Source organism: Streptomyces sp. NPDC032940 (assembly GCF_040636935.1).
In the GTDB taxonomy this organism is placed as follows: domain Bacteria; phylum Actinomycetota; class Actinomycetes; order Streptomycetales; family Streptomycetaceae; genus Streptomyces.
Genome location: NZ_JBEZVJ010000057.1, coordinates 1 through 18,515, shown reverse-complemented (window position 1 = coordinate 18,515; position 18,515 = coordinate 1). Strand labels below are relative to the sequence as shown.

The following is an 18,515-nucleotide window of genomic DNA, read 5'->3' as shown; positions in this document are numbered from 1 at the left end:
CGACGAGTACCCGACCGACGTCTACGTGCTGCCCAAGCACCTGGACGAGAAGGTCGCCCGCCTCCACCTCGACTCCCTCGGCGTCAAGCTGACCATGCTCCGCCCGGAGCAGGCCGAGTACATCGGCGTGAAGGTCGAGGGCCCCTACAAGGCGGACCACTACCGCTACTGACCCTGACCGGCAGGAGGAGCAGATGTACGACACCAACAAGGAGGACAACAGGCCCTCGGACGAGCTGACGGGCTCTTCTCCGTCCACACCGCCGCTGCTGCTCGCCGGAATCGACGAGGACGAGCTGCGGGAGCCCCACGTGGTGCGCGGCATCGACTGACATACCAGACCGGCACCCCGGCGGTGGCCGTTCTCCACCGGTCCACGAGCGGACCTTGGGAGCCTGTGGAGGAGACCACGAGCGAAGGGGCAGAGGGCAGCGGACATGAAACGGTGGCTGCGGGGTGCCCGGCGGGCGCTGTCGGACTATCTCGTACGACGGCTCTGGGAATCCCTGGTGGCCTTCGGGGCCGCACACGATCCTTTCGTACACCACGTCGGGGCCACCGAGCCGCTGCGGCAGCGGCCCGGAGGACCGCCGCCCGCCCACCCCGAACGGGTGCGCGAGGACGTACCGCTCTCCGACGAGGAGCTGCGGATCCTGCGCGAACTGTGGCCGGCCCGCTACGCCGAACACCGGACCCCCGACAGCGGCTGAGGTGCCGGCCCCCCCGGCCGGCCCCCGCCCGGGTCACACCGCCGTGACGACCTCGTCGAAGCCGAGGCGCGGAGCGCGCTCGCCCCAGGCGTCGGGACCCGGCCGGCCGATGTTGACGACCAGCAGCGGAGTGTGGTCGTCGTCCAGGAACTCCGCCTGTACACCGGGGTAGTCGAAGCCGTTCATCGGTCCGGCGGCCAGGCCGGCCGCGCGGATGCCGATGAGGAAGTACGCCGCCTGCAGGACGCCGTTGAGCTGGGCGGAGCGCTCGCGGACCTCGCGGGAGGCGAAGAACACGTCCTTGGCCTGCGGAAAACGCGGGAGCAGCCGCGGCAGCTCCTCGTGGAACTCGTTGTCCGTGGACAGGATCGCGACCAGCGGGGCCGTGGCCGTCTTGCGCTGATTGCCCTCCGCCATGTGCTTCACCAGGCGCTCGCGGGCCTCCGGGGAACGGACCAGGGTGACGCGCAGCGGACTCTGGTTGAAGGCGGTGGGGCCGTACTTCACCAGATCGTAGATCGCCCGGACCTGCTCGTCGGTCACCGGCTCGCCGGTGAAGGTCTGCGGGGTGCGGGCCTCACGGAACAGCAGGTCCTGGGCGGCGGGGTCAAGAACGAGGGACATGGGTTGCGTACCTTCTCGATGAGAGTCGTCGATCAGCTTCTGGGACGGCCCGGAGGCCGCCGGGTCACCACTCGACCAGGGCGAAACTCGCGGCCATGCCACCGCCGAAGCCGGCCATGAGGACCAGCTCGCCCGGGCGGATGCCGTCCGCGCGGACGGCCGCGTCCAGGGTGATCGGGATGGAGGCGGCCCCCGTGTTGCCGTAGGTCGCCACCGTCGTGTGCATGGTGGCGTGCGGCAGGCCCAGGTCCGCGAAGACCTCGTCGAGCATGACGCCGTTGGCCTGGTGCGGGATGAAGTGCGCGACGTCCTCGGGCTTGACGCCGGCCTCGTCGAGGAACGCCCCGACCAGCCGCGGCAGCTCCTCCACGACGAAGCGGCGCACCTCTCGCCCGTCCATCGCGAAGTACTGGAGCCCGGCGTCCAGACCGTCGTGGTCGAGAGGCAGGCGGCTGCCGCCCGCGGGCACCCGGATCAGGCCCGAGAGCTCGCCGAAGGTCTGCAGGGCGACATGCCGCACGACCGGACCCCGCGTCGTCGGACCGAGGACCATCGCACCGGCGCCGTCCCCGAACAGGATCACCGTCTTGCGGTCGGCCGGGTCCAGGATCCGCGAATACACGTCCGCGCCGATGACCAGCGCGTAGCCGCCCCGGCGCAGGATCACGCTGCCGACCGCGGAGAGCGCGAACACCGTGCCGGAACACACCGCGTTCACATCGAACGCCGCCGTTCCGGACGCGCCGAGGTTCTGCTGGACGTAGGCCGCCGTCGGCGGCTGCGGCCGGTCCGGCGTGGACGTGGCGACCGCGATCACGGACAGCTGGTCGGCGGTGATGCCGGCCGCCTCCATCGCGGCGCGGGCCGCGGCCGTGGCCAGGTCCGACGTGGCCTGCTCGGAGGCGGCCCAGCGGCGCTCACGGATGGCCGTCTTGCGGGTGATCCAGGCGTCGTCGACTCCGGCCGGCCCACCCACTTCGTCGTTCGAGACGATCCGCTCCGGCACATAGGCACCAGTACCGAGGATCCGGACGTCTCGTATGGGGCTGCCCGTACCGAGGATCGTTGCGTCGTTCATGCGGCTGCCCTCCTCTCACATGGTCGGTGCATGGGTGTGCGACAGGGCCGGCGCCGGCGGGCGCGCGGCCGCGACGGGCCCGTACGCGGGCGGCCCACGGCGGGGCCGCCCGCGTACGGGCCCGGAGGGTGCTACGGCGTGCGGTGCGGTCTCTAGCGCTTCTCGTACACGCGCTTGTGGCCGCTGATCCCGGCCAGCCGGAAGGGCCCGGTGGTCTGCGCCGGGTTGGAGTGGTCGCCGCCGTCGGACGGGAGCCGGTGCTCGTGCAGGGTGCGGTACTCGGCGTGGTCGACCGGCTTGCGCCGGTCGATCGCCTCGCGGTTCGCCTCGGTCCGCACATGCTCCTTGTACCCGGCGACGACGGTCCCCGCGAAGAACTCGGCGACGGAGCCTGAGCCGTAGCTGAGGAAGCCGACGGAGCGGCCGGACAGGTCGTCGGCCTGGTCGAGCAGCGCGGCCAGGCCCAGGTAGACGGACGCGGTGTAGCTGTTGCCGATCACCGTGTTGTACGCCGTGGTCCGCCCGATGGCGCTCGCCACCGCGTCCTTGTCGGTGTCGCGGCCGCAGTAGTTCAGCAGGTGGCGGTGGGCCTTGTAGGCCATCTTCGTGAACGGCTGGTGATAGCAGAAGGCGGCGAAGTCCTCGAGCGAGCGGCCGCCCTGCTCGGAGTAGTCCTTCCAGCAGCCCTCGACGGCCTGCAGATAGGCGCCGATGGACTCCTGGCCGTCGACCAGGGCCGCGTCGCGGTAGTTGGGCCGCCAGAAGTCCATGACGTCGGCGGTGAACAGGCCCGAGGGGTCCTCGATGCGCACCAGCGCCGGGTCCGCGCTCACCAGCATGGCGACCGCCGCCGCGCCCTGCGTCGCCTCGCCCGGGCTGTCCAGGTCGTACTTGGAGACGTCGCTGGCGATGACCAGGACCTGCTGGGCGGGGTCGCGCCGCACCAGGCCGATGGCGAACTGCAGGGCCGCCGTCGCGCCGTAGCAGGCCTGCTTGAGCTCGACGACCCGGGTCGCCGAGGGCAGCCCGACGAGGGAGTGGACGTAGATACCGGCGGCCTTGGCCTGGTCGATCGACGACTCCGTCGCGAAGACGACCGTGCGGATCCGGTCCGTGCCGTGCCGGGCGACGATCGGAGCCGCGGCCGCGGCGGCCATCGTCACGATGTCCTCGTCGGCGGCGGGCACGCTCATCGACTCCTGGCCGATGCCCACGTGGTATTTGCCGATCTCGGTGCCGTTGTAGGCGGCCAGCGCCGTGTGCGGCAGGACGAACTCGGTGGTGGCGAACGACAGATCGTGGATTCCTATGGAGAGGGACATGCCCTATGCACCAACCTTTGCGGTCTTGTTGTCGCGTTCCAGCTGGACGTGCGCACGCATCAGTTCGCCCGGGTTCGTCTGCGCCGCGAGCAGGGAGAGCTCACCGCACAGCACGGTCGCCGCCGCGATGACGGCGAGCCGGCGGGCGTTCTCCCCGGGGGCGCGGTCGGCCCGGCAGCCGAGCCGGGTCAGGTTCGTCTCCACGAAGCCCAGGCCCTTGCCGTTGCCCACCGTGCCCACGATCAGGTTGGGCAGGGTGCAGGCGAAGTACAGGTCGCCGTCGCGGTCCTCGGCCATGACGACGCCCTGGGAGCCCTCGACGATGTTGGCCGCGTCCTGGCCCGTCGCCAGGTAGAAGCCGAGCAGCATGTTCGCGAAGTGGGCGTTCGCCGAGCGGATGCCGCCGGCGAGCAGGGTGCCCAGCATGTTCTTGCGGATGTTCAGCTCGACGATCCTGGCGGCCGTCGTGTGCAGGACGTTCTCGACCACCTCGCGCGGCACGAGCAGCTCCGTGACCACGTTCTTGCCGCGGCCGAGGATGCCGTTGACCGCCGTGGCCTTCTTGTCCGTGCAGTAGTTGCCGGAGATCGACCCGTAGGAGATGCCCGGGACCGTCTTCAGCAGGTGCTTGAGCAGCACGTCGGAGGCGAGGGTGGCCATGTTGTGGCCGGAGGCGTCACCGGTGGAGAACTCGAACCGGATGAACAGCAGATTGGCGTTGATCTCGTGCCGGACGCCGATCAGCTGGGCGAACCTGCTGCATCCGCGGACCACCTCGCGCAGTTCGTCGATGCGCGCGTCGATGGTCTGCGCGGCCGTGTACGCGGTCTGCGCGTCCGTGGCCTCGACGAGCACCGAACGCGTCATCCGCTCGTCCACGAGCGTGGCGACGATGCCCCTCTCCGCCAGCATGGAGACCTTCGCGCCGCGGCCCACCGAGGGCCACAGCGGGGACTCGTAGGTGGCGAGCGGCACCTGGGTCTCGGTCTCGGCGACGTTCCCGGAGATGCGAAGGGGTCCCACCCAGCGCATCGGGACCCCGGCTATGGCGTGCGTGTCGGTCATGAAGTGCTTCCCGTCGTGTCGTGGGCGGCCTCGGCGACGCTGGAACGCCGGGCGAGCGGGCCGGTCTCGATGCCCCGGTCGGCGCAGAAGGACCGAAGGGAACCGTGGATCAGCAGATCGCAGTGCGTGAGGTCGGCAGGGGTGCGGGCGCCGAGCATCGTCTGCAGCGCCGCCAGCTGGTCGAGCCAGGTGGTGAGCTGGGCGATCAGCGCGTCCACGCCGCCGTCGAGCAGGGTGCGCAGGAACCCGCCGGACGCGCCGACGCCGTGCGCGCCGAGCGCCAGGGCGCGGGCCACGTCGAGCGGGTCGCGGACGCCGCCCGAGGCGAGCAGCGGCAGCCCGGCGTCCTGCGCGTCCAGCAGGCAGGCGGGGGCGGACTGGCCCCAGCCGTGCAGGAACGCGTACTCGCCCAGATCCCGGCGGCCGTTCTCGATACGGGCGAAGTCCGTGCCGCCCCGGCCGCTGACGTCCGCCACGGAGACCCCGAGGTCCTTCAGCGCCAGGACGGTCTGCCGGCTCAGCCCGTTGCCGACCTCCTTGACGATCACGGGGATGTCGACGGCCGCCGCGATCTTCTCGATCGTCCCGGCCCAGGAGGAGAACGACCGGTCGCCCTCCGGCATCGCCGTCTCCTGCGCGGTGTTGACGTGGATCTGGAGGGCGTCGGCCCGGATGAGGTCGACGGCACGCCACACGTTCTCGACCGTCGCGTTCGCGTTGACGTTGGCCATGACGAACCCGTCGGGGTTCTGCTCGCGCAGCACGCTGAACGTGCCGGCGCACGACGGGTCCTTGATGTAGGCGTTCATGGAGCCCGACGCGATCGGCACCCCGGTCTCCCGGGCGGCGATGGCCAGGTCCCGGTTGATGATGCCGGTCTTCTCGCTGCCGCCGGTCATCGCGTTGATGTAGATCGGCACCGGCCAGGAGATCCCGGCGAAGGCCGTGGCCAGGGACACGTCGGGGCGGTCGATGCCGGCCAGGGCGTGGTGTACGAACGACACCTCGTCGAACTGGTTGACCCCGCGGGGGTCGTCCTGCTGCGCGATGGCGAGCCGGACGTGGTCGTCCTTGCGTTGAGCGCTCATTCCTCGATCCCTTCCAGGGCGGGACGAATGGGCAGGGGCAGCACCCCGGCCGTGGCCCACCGTTGCCGTACGTGAGAGATGTCCCGTGACGCCCCGGCGTCCAGCAGGGCGATACCGCAGTCGCCGCCCCCCGCCCCGGAGGGCTTGGCCGCGCCGCCGACGGCCTCGGCGGCCTCGCACAGCCGCGTCAGCCTGGGCGTGAAGATGCCGAGCCCCACCTCGTCGTCCAGGCGGGCCAGCTCCTCGCGGGCCGCGCGGACCTGGTGCAGCAGGCCCTCGCGGTCACCGGCCTCGAGCGCGGCGGTCGCGGCGCGCACACAGCCGTTGGTGGTCTCGACGAACCTCCGGTGCGAGGCGGTGCCCCGCCAGCTCCTGCGGTGCAGGTCGGACACGAGCGCCGCCGTGGAGACGGGCTCCCCGGTCCAGCCGACCTCCAGGGACAGGCCGTCGGGCGGCGGCAGCCGGCGCACCGAGTGACCCGGCCAGGGCGCGCCGAGCGTCCGGTCGACGCCGATCCGCCGGGCCAGGTCGAGGACGAAGGCCCGGTCGGGCGCCTGGTAGGCGATCCAGCCGCCCCAGGTGCTGGCGGCGAGGTCACCGCCGGACGCCTTGGGGTCGATCCGCGCCGTGGCCAGCATCGCCAGCCGGTACCGTTCGTCGGCCGACAGCTTCAGTCCGCAGCAGGACGCCACGGCCGCGACGGTCGCCACCGTCACCGCGCCGCTCGAACCCAGCCCGTACTTCCTGCCGTTGTCGTGCAGCCGGCTGCTGACCGAGACGCTCAGCGTGGGCAGGGACAGTCCGCGCTCGGTCAGCAGCCGGCCCACGGTCTCGATCGCCGACACCACGTGCGCGAAGGCGCCGCGCGCCCGTCCGTCGTCGTCCGCGCCGCAGGGGACCAGCCGGTCCTCGTACCAGCGCCAGGGCACCGTCCCGGGACCGAGGTCGCTGGAGATCACGACGGCGGCCCCGGCGGAGCCGGAGCGTGTGCCGGTGTCGGACACGGTGACGGTGATGTGCCGGTCGACGGCCACCAGGATCGCCGGGTTGCCCGGGTCCACCACCGCGTACTCGCCCGCGACGAACAACTTGCCCGGCGCGTGCCGGACCACCGTGCGCCGCGGCGTCATCATCCGTCCTCGTTCAGCAGACGGGCACCGGGCCCCGGCCCGGCGACGAGCACCGTGCCGTCCGGTACGGCCTCGCGGACGGCGTCGGCCACCCGCGCGGCGTCCGCACGGCGGCACAGCACCTTCACGTTCGGGCCGGCGTCCATGGTCGCGTAGGCCGGCACCCCGTCCCGCCGGAGGCGGACCACACGGTCGAGCACGGTGACCGTGGCCGGCGACAGATACCGCACCGCGGGCCGTGCCGCCAGCATGGTGGCGTGCATGCCGAGCGCGTTGCGCTCCGCGATCTCACCGACCGCCTCGAGGTCGCCGCGGCCCAGCGCGGCCCGCATGTCCGCCAGGTCGTCCCTGCTGGAGTCGGCCCACGGCCGGTACAGCGGCGACGTGTCGACGGTGCGGCGCATGGCCTCCCGGCTGGAGACGGCCTTCGGTCCGGCGTTGACCACGGCGACGACCAGGGCGGGATCGAGGTCCGCCGTGGGCACCGGCTCCGCGTACGAGCCGAGGTCCGCCTGCGTGGCCGCGGCGTCCGCCGGGCCGGCGTGCCAGACGGCGAAGCCGCCGAAGACCGACCGCGAGGCCGACCCGGAGCCGCGCCGCGCCAGACGGGACAGCCCGGTGGCGTCGAGGCCGAGCCCGTACGCGGCCGCGGCCGCGACGGCGAGGGCGGCGAACCCGCTCGCGGAGGACGCCAGGCCGGCTCCGGTGGGCACGGTGTTGCGGGTGTCCACCACGGCCCGCTGGGACAGCCCGGACCTCTCCCGCACCAGCTCCAGGAACGCGCCGACGCGGCGGTGCGCCTCGCCGGTCGCGGGCTCGCCGTTGAGGGTCACCTCGTCGTGCGCGGCCTCGGGGTCCAGCCGGACCCGGGTGGTCGTCGGGAAGACGTCCAGGGTCATCGACAGGCTGTCGGTCCAGGGCAGGATCAGACGCTCGTCGCGCTTGCCCCAGTACTTGATCAGCGCGATGTTCGGATGGGCGACCGCGGTGGCGGCCGTGGCGGTGTCCCGCGCCAGCGGCGGCACGGTGGCCTGTGGTTCACGCAGCATGGTTGTCGAGCCCCTTCAGCGGTACGACCCACGTCTGGACGGCGCCCGCCTCGTGCAGGCGCCGGGTCACCTCACGGGCCCGCTGGGGCGGGGCCAGTGCGATCAGGCAGCCGCCGAGACCACCGCCGGTGATCTTGGCGCCGAGGCTGCCGGCCCGCAGCGCTGCGTCGACCAGCGTGTCGATCAGGCCGGTGCTCAGCCGGGCCGCCTGCATGAGGGAGTGATAGTCCGTCATCCGCGAGCCGAGTTCCTCGGGCCTGCCGTCGGCGAGGGCCTGCCGGGCGCCCTCGGTCAGCTCCGTCGCCCGGCCCACGAACCTCTCCTGGGCTCCGGGGCGCCGGCGGAACCCGTCCCGCAGCAGCTCGACCGCTTCCTTGGTGCTGCCCAGCTCGCCGCTGTCGGCGACGATGAACAACCCGTCGCAGCCGAGCCTCAGCTCCCGGGTCCGGCCCGCCTGGAACAGCAGGGGGCGCAGCGCGCCGACGGTCATGGCGTCGACGCCGCTGGCCCTGCCGTGCGCCATGTTCTCGGCCGTCTGCACCAGTTCGAACGCGGTGGCCTCGGACAGTTCGCGCCCGAACAGGTCGGCGAGGGCGAAGGCGATCGCCCGCGAGCTGGCCGCACTGGAGCCCAGGCCCCGGCCGTGCGGGATCGCACCGTCGAGGATCACGTCGAGGTGCGGCCGGCCGGTCACGCCCAGCCGCGCCTTGAACTCCTCGGTGAGCCGGCGCAGACCGTCGGAGGCCTGGGTGACCATCGCCCGCGAGGGAGAGCCGGTCATCGTGTACGACAGGTCGCTCTGGCTGTCGGCGGAGCGGGAGGACCACCCGGCGCTGGCCGTGACCGTGAGCTGCGGAACCGGGAGAGCGAGCGCCGGAGCTCCGTAGACGACCGCGTGCTCCCCCAGGAGGATGGCCTTGGCGTGGGCGCGGCCGATGCCGACCGAGCGGGCCCGGTGGATCTCTGACACCCCCTCCGCTGAGGTCGGTAGAGTCAACGCACTCAGCTCCCTATGTCTTTTTACGCATGGAGATCACCCGGTCACGGGGACCGGGTGTCCAGAGTTCCGAGAAGGAAATGGCGCCAGGACGTGAGCGAAGGCATCCGTGCTTCGGAAAACCGTCCGGCGCGATACACGATCCACCGCCGTGCAGAGAAATTTGGGCAGGGTGGACGTGGGTAGATAGTGACACGGGACCGACGCCGCGTCCAAGAGTGCGTCGGCAGTGACGTGGGTCACTTCCGACGGGAATGCGGGCCCATCAGCGGAGAAGGAACGGTCGAGCGGAATTCCAGCGAATTTCGAGCGGACGCCCACAGGCTCGCAAGCGAACTCGGAGAAAGTCCGGACCCGTGAAAACGGCACAGCCGCGGCTGCTTGTCGCAGCCGCGGCGGGCAGGCCGGGTTATCGGACCGGGTCCTTCGGGGCGGTCGGGGCGGGCGGGTCAGGGCCGGCGCTGAAGGGCGATCTCCGTGAGTTCCTCGATGTCGAACTCCGAGCGACGGTGCGGAGCGCCGTAGCGCGTGATCTTCCCGCGGCTCACCCACTTGCGGATCGTCGCCTCGGAGACGCCCACGGCGAGTGCGGCCACTTTGGTGGGGACGAGCCGGTGGCTCGGTGGTTTGATCACGCGTTGACACCCTTCCGCTGCCGCTCCATGAGCTTCCTGAGACTCAGCCACTCGCACATTTCCCACGCGTGGCCCGACGAGCAGGTGATGGTGCTCCGTCCGGCACCGCCGCCGCGCCGGGGAGAGGCGCTGATCGTGCCCGGACAGTCGTCCACGATGCACTGCCTGATGAGCGTGTGGAGAGCACCGGGTTCGGGATCGATGGTCCGGCTCAGTTCGGTGACGAGGCCCTCGATCTCGTCCGCGAAGTCGGCCGCCGGAGGCTGGCCGGCGAGCCACGCCAGGTGCAGTGCGAGAAACCGCGACCAGCCAGACACCGTACGCGGCGGCGCGGTCGCACCCAGCTTTTCCACCACCATTGCCGACCATGACTCGAGAATCGTGGCGACGTTATGGCGGGCGTCGAGCGCGGAGATATCCAGATGGTCCCTCGTGCGGCTTCCCGACACCTTGGTCGGATTCGTTCGCCGCCCCGTCGGCGACACCTGGTGCAGGCATTCCTGATGAAGACCGGGGAGTACCCGCAGGCCGCGTTCCACCCTTCTGACGCAGTCGGCGCAGAGGACGGACCCGGCGGCGGCGCGGCTTTCCTGAGTGTGGTTCCTGGGGCATGGCTGAGACTTCATCGAAGCTCCTTCACGAGGCGTCTCGGCCCCGCAACCGCTGTACCTCTCGGACGAACAGCCCCTATTACCCGACGAGCGACTCGAGTCTCGATACAGGCTCGTTCGGGGGCCCTCCCGCACCGGATCCTCCAGGCGGCTTCCACCCGGAACCGAGCTCCCGTTGAGCGCCTGCACCGACGGTGGCCGCAGAAAGGAGGAACTGTGGACGGTACACACGGAGGCGAACGCGCAGTGAGCGCCCGACGCCCCGCAGGCCCGCTCGCGACGACGGCCGCTCAGTCTTCCGCGGCACACCTCGAGGTGTGTCTCGTCGGCGCCGGACCCCGGGGCCTTTCCGTACTGGAACGGCTCTGCGCGCAGGAACGGAAGTCGCCCCGCTGGGACACCGTCACCGTGCACGTCGTCGACCCCGGCCCGCCGGGCTCGGGCAGAGTGTGGCGGCCCACCCAGTCCCGGCACCTGCTGATGAACACGGTCGCCTCCCAGGTGACGGTCTACACCGACGCCAGCGTCCGGATCGACGGTCCGCTGGAGGAGGGGCCGAGCCTGTACGAGTGGGCCAAGGCCCTGGAACTGGGCACCCTCGAGCCCGCTGGGGAAGACGGCCACGACGACGAGGTCCTCGCCGAGGCGCGCGCTCTCGGACCCGACACCTATCCCACCCGCGCCCTCTACGGCTCCTACCTGACCTGGGCCTTCCGGCGGGTCGTCGCGAACGCCGCCGCGCACGTGACGGTACGCACCCACGCCGTACGGGCCGTCGCCCTCGAGGACGCCGACGCCGAGGCCGGGCACGCCGGTCCGCAGACCGTCACCCTCGAGGACGGCACCCGGCTGACCGGACTGTCCGCGGTCGTCCTCGCCCAGGGCCATGTCCCGGCCCGGCCCTCCGCCACCGAACGGCAGCTGGCCGGCTTCGCCGCCCGGCACGGGCTGACGTACATCCCGCCGGCCAACCCGGCCGACGTGGACCTGTCCTCCGTCCGGCCCGGCCAGAGCGTGCTGCTGCGCGGACTCGGACTCAACTTCTTCGACTACATGGCGCTGTTCACCCACGGCCGGGGCGGAGTCTTCACCCGGGACGGCGGCCGCCTGGTCTACCGGCCCTCCGGCCGTGAGCCGCGCCTGTACGCCGGATCCCGGCGCGGTGTGCCCTACCAGGCGCGCGGCGAGAACCAGAAGGGCGCCTTCGGCCGCCACTTCCCCCGGCTGCTGACGCCCGGGTACATCGCGTCACTGCGCGCCCGGGACACCCACGGCGGGGCCGTCGACTTCGCCGCCGACCTGTGGCCGCTCATCTCCAAGGAGGTGTGCGCCGTCTACTACGCGGCCCTGCTCGCGGAGCGCGGCGAACCCGCCCCGGCGACCGAGGAGTTCACCGAACGGTATCTGCACGCCGAGCCCGGCCCGGACGAGGACCGGCTGCTGGCGCAGGCCGGGATCGACGCGGCCGACCGCTGGGACTGGGAGCGCGTCGCCCGCCCCTACGGCAGCCGCGTCTTCGGTGACCTGGCCGCCTTCCGCGACTGGCTGCGCGGACACCTGGACGACGACGTCCGGCTGGCCCGCCAGGGCAACGTCGGCGGACCGGTCAAGGCCGCGCTCGACGTCCTGCGGGACCTGCGCAACGAACTGCGGCTCGCCGTCGACCACGCGGGCCTGACCGCCGCCTCCCACCGCGACGACCTCGACCGCTGGTACACCCCGCTCAACGCCTACCTGTCCATCGGCCCGCCCGCCTCCCGGATCGAGGAGATGGCCGCGCTCATCGACGCCGGCGTCCTCGAGGTCACCGGCCCCGACCTGCGCGTCGCCACCGGCACGCACGACGAGTCCGGCCCCTGCTTCATCGGCACCTCCGGGGCGATAGCGGACGTACGGGTACCGGCCACGGTCCTCATCGAGGCCCGGCTGCCCGAGATCGACCTGCGGCGCACCGCCGACCCGCTGATGAACCAGCTGCTGCGCACCGGACAGTGCCGCCCGTACCGCATCCCGGGCCCCACGGCGGACGCCGGCGCGGACTACGAGACCGGGGGACTGGCCGTCTCCGAGCGGCCGTACCACCTGATCGACGCCCGGGACGTGCCGCACCCGCGGCGCTTCGCCTTCGGCGTGCCCACCGAGTCCGTGCACTGGGTGACCGCCGCGGGCATCAGGCCCGGCGTCGGCTCGGTCACCCTCGAGGACTCCGACGCCATCGCGGCGGCGGTCCTCACCGTCGCGCAGGCGGCCGCACCCCGGCCCGTCCTCGCCACGGTCCCCGCGACGGACACCACCCCGGAACCCCCTCCGATCATGAAGGCGAGCGCATGACCTCCCCGCAGGAACACCCACGGCCCGCCGCCCCGCCCGGCCACCTCGACGCCGGGCTGCTCTCCCCGGTGCGGGCCGGCACCCCCGTCGAGGCGGCCGTGGGCGACGACGCGTGGCTGCAGGCCATGCTCGACGCGGAGGCGGCCCTGGCCCGCGCCCAGGCCCGCTGCGGCACCGTGCCCGCCCACGCGGCCGAGGCCATCACGGCCGCCGCCCGCGCGGAACTGCTGGACGTACGCGAACTCGCCCTGGCCGCACGGGAGACCGCGAACCCGGTCGTGGGCCTGGTCAAGGCGCTGACCTCGGTGGTGGCGGAGCGCTCCCCGGCCGCCGCCGAGTACGTGCACCGCGGCTCCACCAGCCAGGACGTCCTCGACACCGGCGCGATGCTGGTGGCCCGGCGCGCCCTGCGCCTGATCGTCGCGGACCTGCGGGCAACGGCCGCCGCCCTGGCCGAGCTCGCCGCCGAGCACCGGGACACCGTGATGGCGGGCCGCACCCTCGCCCTGCACGCCGTCCCCACGACCTTCGGGCTCAAGGCGGCCGGCTGGCACCGGCTGGTCCTGGACGCGGCCGAGCGCCTCGAGCGGATCGCCGACGGCGGCCTGCCGGTGGCGCTCGGCGGCGCGGCCGGCACCCTGGCCGGCTACCTCCAGTACGCGGGCGAGGACGCCGACCCCGCGGCCGTGCTCGAGGAACTCGGCGCCGCCTTCGCCGCCGAGACGTCCCTGGCCGTCCCCCTCCTGCCCTGGCACGCCCTGCGCACCCCCGTCGCCGACCTCGGGACCGCGCTCGCCCACACGACCGGCGCCCTCGGCAAGATCGCCGCGGACGTGCTGGTGCTCACCCGCACCGAGATCGGCGAGGTCGCCGAGCCCTCGGTCGCCGGCCGGGGCGCCTCCTCGGCGATGCCGCACAAGCGCAACCCCGTGCTCGCCACCCTGATCCGCTCCGCCGCCGTCCAGGTGCCCGCCCTGGCCTCCGTACTCCTGCAGTGCCTGCCCGCCGAGGACGAGCGCTCGGCCGGACTGTGGCACGCCGAGTGGCAGCCGCTGCGCGAGGCCCTGCGGCTCACCGGCGGCGCCGCGCACACGGCCGTCGAACTCGCCCGGGGGCTCACCGTGCACCCGCAGCGGATGCGCGCCAACCTCGCCGCGACCGGCGGGCAGCTGGTGTCCGAGCGGGTCTCGGCCGTTCTCGCGCCGCGCGTCGGCAGGACGGCCGCCAAGGAGCTGCTGACCCGGGCCTCGCTGCTCGCCGGCACCACCGGCCGGCCGCTGGCCGCCGTCCTCGCCGAACTGCCGGAGCTCGCCGGGGTGCTGAGCCGCGGCGAGGCGAGCGCCCTGCTCGACCCGGACGGCTACACCGGCGTCGCCGGCCCCCTGGTGGACCGGGCGCTCACCGCACCGGACCGCGCGCCCGCGCCGCCGCTCGAAACCCTCTCGGGACCCGCTTGAGCGCCCCTCGAACTCCTCATTCCGGTGGCCTGAACCCCTGCCCCACGGACGGGCTCTCCGCGCATGATGCAAGCGCAACATACAGAGGGGGCAGGAGAGTTGACTCAGGACGCGCAGTACTCCGACGGCCTTGGCGGCGGTCACGGTCACGCCGTGGTCATCGGCTCGGGCATCGCCGGGCTCACCGCGGCACGGGCCCTGGCCAACTTCATGGACCGGGTCACCGTCGTCGAGCGCGACTGGGTGCCCCGCGGCACCGGGCGGCGCCGGGGCGTGCCCCAGGCCCGGCACACCCACACCCTCACGGACGCGGCCCAGCAGGGCCTCGAGGAGCTCTTTCCCGGCCTGGGCCGGGAACTGGCCGCCGCCGGGGCGGTGCGCGTACGGATGCCCGAGGACATGCTGCTGCTCGGTCCGGGCGGCTGGCTGCCCCGGACCGGCCCGGACCTGTCCGTGCTGAGCGCCGGCCGCGACCTGATCGACTCGGTGATACGCGACCGGCTGCACGCCGACCCCAGGGTGACCTTCCTGCCCGAGCACGAGACGGTCGCGCTGGAGCCCGGCCGCAACGACACCGTCACCGGCGTCTGGGTGCGCGGCCGGGACCGCAGGGCACAGGACGGCCGGAGCGCCCGGCGCCTGATATCGGCCGACTTCGTGGTGGACGCCACCGGACGCGGCTCGCGCGCCCCGCAGTGGCTCACCGAACTCGGCTACGAGGCGCCCGGGGAGACGGTGTCCGAGCCCCGTACCGGCGTCGCCACCGCCCTGTACGCGCCGCCCGTCGGCCATGTCGCCGACTGGAAGAGCCTGCTGCTCATGCCCGCGCCCGGCCGGCCGGGCCGGGGCGTGCTCCACCCCGTCGAAGGCGGCCGCTGGTCGGTGTCGGTGTGCACCGGCGACGGCGCCGGCCCGCCCGCCGACCACGCGGGCCTTCTGCGCGCCGCCGGCGCCCTGCGCCACCCCCTGCTGCGCGACGTCCTCGAGGCCGCCACCCCGCTCGGCCCCGTCTACACCTGCGCGCCCACCGGGCCCCGCTGGCGCCACTACGAGAAGCTGCGCCGCTGGCCCGACCAGTTCCTCGTCGTCGGTGACGCCTTCGCCGCCCTCGACCCGGCCCACGGCCAGGGCATGACGATCGCGGTGCAGTGCGCCCTCGTCCTCGACCAGATGCTGGCCGCGCACGGCACGGCGATCGGCCTCGGCTACCGGTTACGCAGGGCCCTCGCCCACCGGCTGGCCCCCGTCTGGCGGACGAGCACCCTCGCCCTGCGCGCCGCCGAGGGGGACCACGACCCGGGGGCCGGCTGGCGCGCCCGGCTCGGCGGGCGGTACACGGCCCGGATAGCGGCGGCCGCGGCCACCGATCCGTCCGCGGCGGCCCTGCTGCTCGGACTGCTCCAGGCCGCGCCCCCGTCCGCCTCGGCGCTGCGGCCGGCGACGGTACGGGCCGCGTGCCGCGGCGCCCGAGCCCCGCTCACCGCGGAACCGCCCAGCACCACCCACGGCCCGAACGCGCGCCGGCGGCGTGCCGCCGGCGCGCCCGCACCGGCCATCGGGGTGTCCACCGGCTCCGCGCGGTGGACACCCGCCGCGGGGTCGTCCGCGCAGTGGCCGGCCGCGGCACCCGCCTGTGACCGGCGCAAGTCATGAGCACCGCCGCAGCGGCGTGCCGCAGGCCACACCCGGCCGCAGGCCGCGCGGAGCGCGGCCATACGCTTCCTCTATGACACAAGAAAGTCAACTGGTGCCGAGAAAGGCGAACTTGAGTGGGGCGCGCCCGCACGGCACTCATAACAAGCCTTCAGAACCGACCCAGTTGAGCAACATGAGGGGCGATATGCACTCTGGTCACTCGCAACTCGCTCGAGAAACGCTTGAGTTGAGACAGAGCTTAGGCTCGAGAGCGGTTGTCCAGCCGCGTCGCACGTCGGTAGCGTTCCAGCTGCTCCAAGGCACGGGCCCGCTTGCGCCGCGGCAGGCCACCCCGACCGCCGGCCGTCTTCCGGCCGGAGCGGGTGTGCCGGTGACGACCGAGCGGCGAAGGGAGGGTGCGCGGGTATGAGCACGACCGAAACGGCGCCGCCGGGTGCGCGCACCGAGGAGTCGAGGGGCGTCCGCATCGCCGACTGGGCGGACGGGCGGCTCGGGATCTACAACTTCCGGTTCCTGATCCGCAAGGTGTTCCCCGACCACTGGTCGTTCATGTTCGGTGAGATCGCGCTCTACAGCTTCATCATGCTGCTTCTCACCGGCATCTGGCTCACCATGTTCTTCGACCCGAGCATGGCCGAGACCGTCTACGACGGGTCGTACGCCCCGCTGCAGGGCATCCCGATGTCGCGGGCCTACGAATCCACCGTCAACGTCTCCTTCGACGTGCGCGGCGGGCTGCTGATCCGGCAGCTGCACCACTGGTCGGCCCTGGTCATGGTGGCCGCCCTGTGCGTCCACACGCTGCGGCACTTCCTCACCGGCTCGTTCCGCAAGCCGCGTGAGGCCAACTGGCTGATCGGCTTCAGCCTCCTCGTGCTGGTCACCCTCGAGGGCTTCGTCGGGTACTCGCTCCCCGACGACCTGCTCTCCGGCACCGGCCTGCGCATCACCCAGGGCATCACGCTCGCCATCCCGGTGGTGGGCACCTACCTGGCGATGTTCCTGTTCGGCGGCGAGTTCCCGGGCCAGGACATCATCCCCCGGTTCTACAGCTTCCACATCCTGCTGCTCCCGGGAACCATCCTCGCCCTGGTCACCGTCCACCTGATCCTGGTCTTCTACCACAAGCACACCCAGTTCCGGGGACCGGGACGCACCGAGAACAACGTGGTCGGCCAGCCCCTGATGCCGCACTACACGGCCAAGGCCGGCGGCTTCTTCTTCCTGGTCACCGGTGTGCTGGCGCTGCTCGCCGGCGTCGCCCAGATCAACGCCGTGTGGACGTACGGCCCCTACAGGGCGGACCAGATCTCCCAGGGATCCCAGCCGGACTGGTACATGGGCTTCCTCGAAGGCGCCCTGCGCGCCATGCCGGCCTGGGAGTTCACGATCTGGGGCGGCTACACCATCAACATGGGCCTGCTGGTCCCGGCCGTCATCCTGCCCACGCTGATGATGGCGGTGATCGCCCTGTGGCCGTTCCTGGAGGCCTGGGTCACCGGCGACAAGAGGGAGCACCACCTCCTCGACCGGCCGCGCGACCACCCCACGCGGACCGCGTTCGCCTGCGCCTTCGTCGCCCTCTACCTGGTGCTGTTCTTCGGCGGCGCCAACGACATCCTGGCCGAGCGCTTCCACCTGTCGCTGAACGCGATCACCTGGTCGATCCGGATCGGCGTCTTCCTGGTCCCGGCGCTGACCTACGTCGTCACCAAGCGGCTCTGCCTCGGACTGCAGCGGCGGGAGCTCGACAAGCTGCTGCACGGCCGCGAGAGCGGACGGATCCGCAGGCTGCCGCACGGCGAGTTCGTCGAGGTGCACGAGCCGCTCGACGCCTGGCACGAGTACAAGCTGCTCGCCCGGGAGGACTACAAGCCGCTCCCGGCCCCGCAGCGGGAACAGGACGGCGTGCCCAACCCGCGCTTCCGCAAGGAGATGCTGCGCTACAAGCTCAGCCGCTGGCTGTACGGCGAGCAGATCGCGAAGCCGACCCCGGCGGAACTGGAGCAGGCCCGGGAGCACGGCGCACACGCGCTCGACGGGCACGGCTCGGCGGGCGGACACCCGGAGATCGGCGCACAGCGCACGGCCGGTGAACGGGAGTCGGACCAGAAAGTGCTCTGACCCGGCGGCACACCGCAGAGGGCCGGGCCAGTGAGGGCGGCGCGGGAGACCAGGGGACGGTCACCCGCGCCGCCGTCGTTTCACCGCGGGACAGACACACCGCCGCACAGGTCCCGTTCCCATCCGCTTCCGGCCGTCGCGCCGGAGTGTCCACGGAGGCCCGATGACGACAACCCCCTGGCGCCGGGAATCCTCCCGGGCCGAGTCCATCACCCGGGCGCGCACCGGCCTGACGCGTGATCTGCGCGGCCGCCAGCGCCGCTATCTGATCGCCATGCTGGTGCGCACCGCCTGCGTGGTCGTGATGGCCGCCACCTGGAGCCGCTGGCCCGTGGTCGCGGTCTGTGCCCTGGCCGGCGCGGTCCTCATCCCGTACGTCGCCGTGGTGGTCGCGCAGGCCCACTGGCGCCAGCAGCGGGGCGCACGGCATGCGGTGGTGTGGGTGCGGGAGGAGCCCGCTCCCGCCGCCCGCGTCGTCCTCGAGCCCACCCTGATCCTGCCGCCGGAACGCAACACGGCGGCCTGACCGCGGCACGCCGCAGCCCCCGCTGGATCGCCGAGCGATCCAGGTCATCCAGTCCGGGCCGTCCTTCGCGCCGACCCACACGTGCCGGTCGAGGCGGTCGGTCTCCGTGCCC

18 protein-coding genes are annotated in these 18,515 nt (G+C 72.7%); 8 read left to right on the top strand and 10 right to left on the bottom strand.

Going from position 1 to position 18,515, the window contains the following annotated elements:
* The 3 genes from AB0E77_RS33490 to AB0E77_RS33480 all read left to right on the top strand — a co-directional run.
* Positions 1-172 (top strand): adenosylhomocysteinase (locus AB0E77_RS33490; protein WP_361578562.1); only part of this gene is annotated, 172 nt, incomplete at its 5' end.
* 22 nt (positions 173-194) lie between these two features.
* On the top strand, positions 195-332 hold the full coding sequence (locus AB0E77_RS33485; protein WP_361578556.1) for a surface protein: 138 nt from the start codon (positions 195-197) through the stop codon (positions 330-332).
* Between the two features lie 105 nt (positions 333-437).
* Positions 438-710, top strand: coding sequence for a DUF6059 family protein (locus AB0E77_RS33480; RefSeq protein WP_361578553.1), 273 nt, complete (start codon positions 438-440; stop codon positions 708-710).
* A gap of 33 nt (positions 711-743) precedes the next feature.
* Here AB0E77_RS33480 and AB0E77_RS33475 read toward each other — a convergent pair whose 3' ends face one another.
* The 10 genes from AB0E77_RS33475 to AB0E77_RS33430 form a co-directional block, all read right to left on the bottom strand.
* Positions 744-1,334: a malonic semialdehyde reductase gene (locus AB0E77_RS33475; protein WP_361578550.1), complete on the bottom strand. Its 591-nt coding sequence runs from the start codon at positions 1,332-1,334 to the stop codon at positions 744-746.
* 64 nt (positions 1,335-1,398) lie between these two features.
* The gene (locus AB0E77_RS33470; protein ID WP_361578547.1) at positions 1,399-2,412 is read right to left on the bottom strand and encodes a ketoacyl-ACP synthase III; all 1,014 of its coding nucleotides are present in this window, start codon (positions 2,410-2,412) and stop codon (positions 1,399-1,401) included.
* A 152-nt stretch (positions 2,413-2,564) separates the two neighbouring features.
* The gene (locus AB0E77_RS33465; protein ID WP_361578544.1) at positions 2,565-3,734 is read right to left on the bottom strand and encodes a hydroxymethylglutaryl-CoA synthase; all 1,170 of its coding nucleotides are present in this window, start codon (positions 3,732-3,734) and stop codon (positions 2,565-2,567) included.
* 3 nt (positions 3,735-3,737) lie between these two features.
* A complete protein-coding gene (locus tag AB0E77_RS33460) occupies positions 3,738-4,799 on the bottom strand; it encodes a hydroxymethylglutaryl-CoA reductase (RefSeq protein ID WP_361578541.1) in 1,062 nt (353 codons plus the stop codon).
* Positions 4,796-5,887 carry a type 2 isopentenyl-diphosphate Delta-isomerase gene (gene fni / locus AB0E77_RS33455; RefSeq protein WP_361578538.1) on the bottom strand — a complete coding sequence of 364 codons (1,092 nt, stop codon included), beginning with the start codon at positions 5,885-5,887 and terminating at the stop codon, positions 4,796-4,798. Before fni ends, AB0E77_RS33460 begins: the two co-directional genes overlap by 4 nt.
* On the bottom strand, positions 5,884-7,020 hold the full coding sequence (locus AB0E77_RS33450) for a phosphomevalonate kinase (protein ID WP_361578535.1): 1,137 nt from the start codon (positions 7,018-7,020) through the stop codon (positions 5,884-5,886). The genes fni and AB0E77_RS33450 overlap by 4 nt, the downstream gene beginning before the upstream one ends.
* The gene (gene mvaD / locus AB0E77_RS33445) at positions 7,017-8,066 is read right to left on the bottom strand and encodes a diphosphomevalonate decarboxylase (RefSeq protein WP_361578532.1); all 1,050 of its coding nucleotides are present in this window, start codon (positions 8,064-8,066) and stop codon (positions 7,017-7,019) included. Before mvaD ends, AB0E77_RS33450 begins: the two co-directional genes overlap by 4 nt.
* Complete coding sequence (gene mvk, locus AB0E77_RS33440; protein WP_361578530.1) at positions 8,056-9,036, bottom strand: mevalonate kinase; 981 nt, start codon at positions 9,034-9,036, stop codon at positions 8,056-8,058. Before mvk ends, mvaD begins: the two co-directional genes overlap by 11 nt.
* A gap of 476 nt (positions 9,037-9,512) precedes the next feature.
* Positions 9,513-9,698: a hypothetical protein gene (locus AB0E77_RS33435; RefSeq protein WP_053666114.1), complete on the bottom strand. Its 186-nt coding sequence runs from the start codon at positions 9,696-9,698 to the stop codon at positions 9,513-9,515.
* Positions 9,695-10,324, bottom strand: a complete 630-nt coding sequence (locus AB0E77_RS33430; protein WP_361578528.1) for a hypothetical protein — start codon at positions 10,322-10,324, stop codon at positions 9,695-9,697. Before AB0E77_RS33430 ends, AB0E77_RS33435 begins: the two co-directional genes overlap by 4 nt.
* Positions 10,325-10,624: 300 nt before the next feature.
* Here AB0E77_RS33430 and AB0E77_RS33425 point away from each other — a divergent pair, with 300 nt between their 5' ends.
* The 5 genes from AB0E77_RS33425 to AB0E77_RS33405 all read left to right on the top strand — a co-directional run bounded on the left by AB0E77_RS33425 (position 10,625) and on the right by AB0E77_RS33405 (position 18,403).
* Positions 10,625-12,640, top strand: a complete 2,016-nt coding sequence (locus AB0E77_RS33425) for an FAD/NAD(P)-binding protein (protein WP_361578559.1) — start codon at positions 10,625-10,627, stop codon at positions 12,638-12,640.
* Positions 12,637-14,097, top strand: coding sequence for a 3-carboxy-cis,cis-muconate cycloisomerase (pcaB, locus tag AB0E77_RS33420; RefSeq protein ID WP_361578525.1), 1,461 nt, complete (start codon positions 12,637-12,639; stop codon positions 14,095-14,097). Before AB0E77_RS33425 ends, pcaB begins: the two co-directional genes overlap by 4 nt.
* Positions 14,098-14,196: 99 nt before the next feature.
* Entirely contained in the window at positions 14,197-15,750 is a 1,554-nt protein-coding gene (locus AB0E77_RS33415; protein WP_361578522.1) for an FAD-dependent oxidoreductase, read from the top strand.
* A gap of 408 nt (positions 15,751-16,158) precedes the next feature.
* Positions 16,159-17,877, top strand: coding sequence for a ubiquinol-cytochrome c reductase cytochrome b subunit (locus AB0E77_RS33410; RefSeq protein WP_361578519.1), 1,719 nt, complete (start codon positions 16,159-16,161; stop codon positions 17,875-17,877).
* A gap of 163 nt (positions 17,878-18,040) precedes the next feature.
* Positions 18,041-18,403, top strand: a complete 363-nt coding sequence (locus tag AB0E77_RS33405) for a DUF3099 domain-containing protein (RefSeq protein ID WP_361578516.1) — start codon at positions 18,041-18,043, stop codon at positions 18,401-18,403.
* The last annotated feature ends 112 nt before the right edge of the window (positions 18,404-18,515 follow it).

Coding starts and splice junctions, on each gene's coding strand:
- AB0E77_RS33475 (WP_361578550.1), bottom strand. CDS start 1,334: ATGTCCCTCGTTCTTGACCCCGCCGCCCAGGACCTGCTGTTCCGTGAG.
- AB0E77_RS33460 (WP_361578541.1), bottom strand. CDS start 4,799: ATGACCGACACGCACGCCATAGCCGGGGTCCCGATGCGCTGGGTGGGA.
- fni (WP_361578538.1), bottom strand. CDS start 5,887: ATGAGCGCTCAACGCAAGGACGACCACGTCCGGCTCGCCATCGCGCAG.
- AB0E77_RS33430 (WP_361578528.1), bottom strand. CDS start 10,324: ATGAAGTCTCAGCCATGCCCCAGGAACCACACTCAGGAAAGCCGCGCC.
- mvaD (WP_361578532.1), bottom strand. CDS start 8,066: ATGCTGCGTGAACCACAGGCCACCGTGCCGCCGCTGGCGCGGGACACC.
- AB0E77_RS33450 (WP_361578535.1), bottom strand. CDS start 7,020: ATGATGACGCCGCGGCGCACGGTGGTCCGGCACGCGCCGGGCAAGTTG.
- pcaB (WP_361578525.1), top strand. CDS start 12,637: ATGACCTCCCCGCAGGAACACCCACGGCCCGCCGCCCCGCCCGGCCAC.
- AB0E77_RS33465 (WP_361578544.1), bottom strand. CDS start 3,734: ATGTCCCTCTCCATAGGAATCCACGATCTGTCGTTCGCCACCACCGAG.
- AB0E77_RS33485 (WP_361578556.1), top strand. CDS start 195: ATGTACGACACCAACAAGGAGGACAACAGGCCCTCGGACGAGCTGACG.
- AB0E77_RS33480 (WP_361578553.1), top strand. CDS start 438: ATGAAACGGTGGCTGCGGGGTGCCCGGCGGGCGCTGTCGGACTATCTC.
- AB0E77_RS33405 (WP_361578516.1), top strand. CDS start 18,041: ATGACGACAACCCCCTGGCGCCGGGAATCCTCCCGGGCCGAGTCCATC.
- AB0E77_RS33410 (WP_361578519.1), top strand. CDS start 16,159: ATGAGCACGACCGAAACGGCGCCGCCGGGTGCGCGCACCGAGGAGTCG.
- AB0E77_RS33470 (WP_361578547.1), bottom strand. CDS start 2,412: ATGAACGACGCAACGATCCTCGGTACGGGCAGCCCCATACGAGACGTC.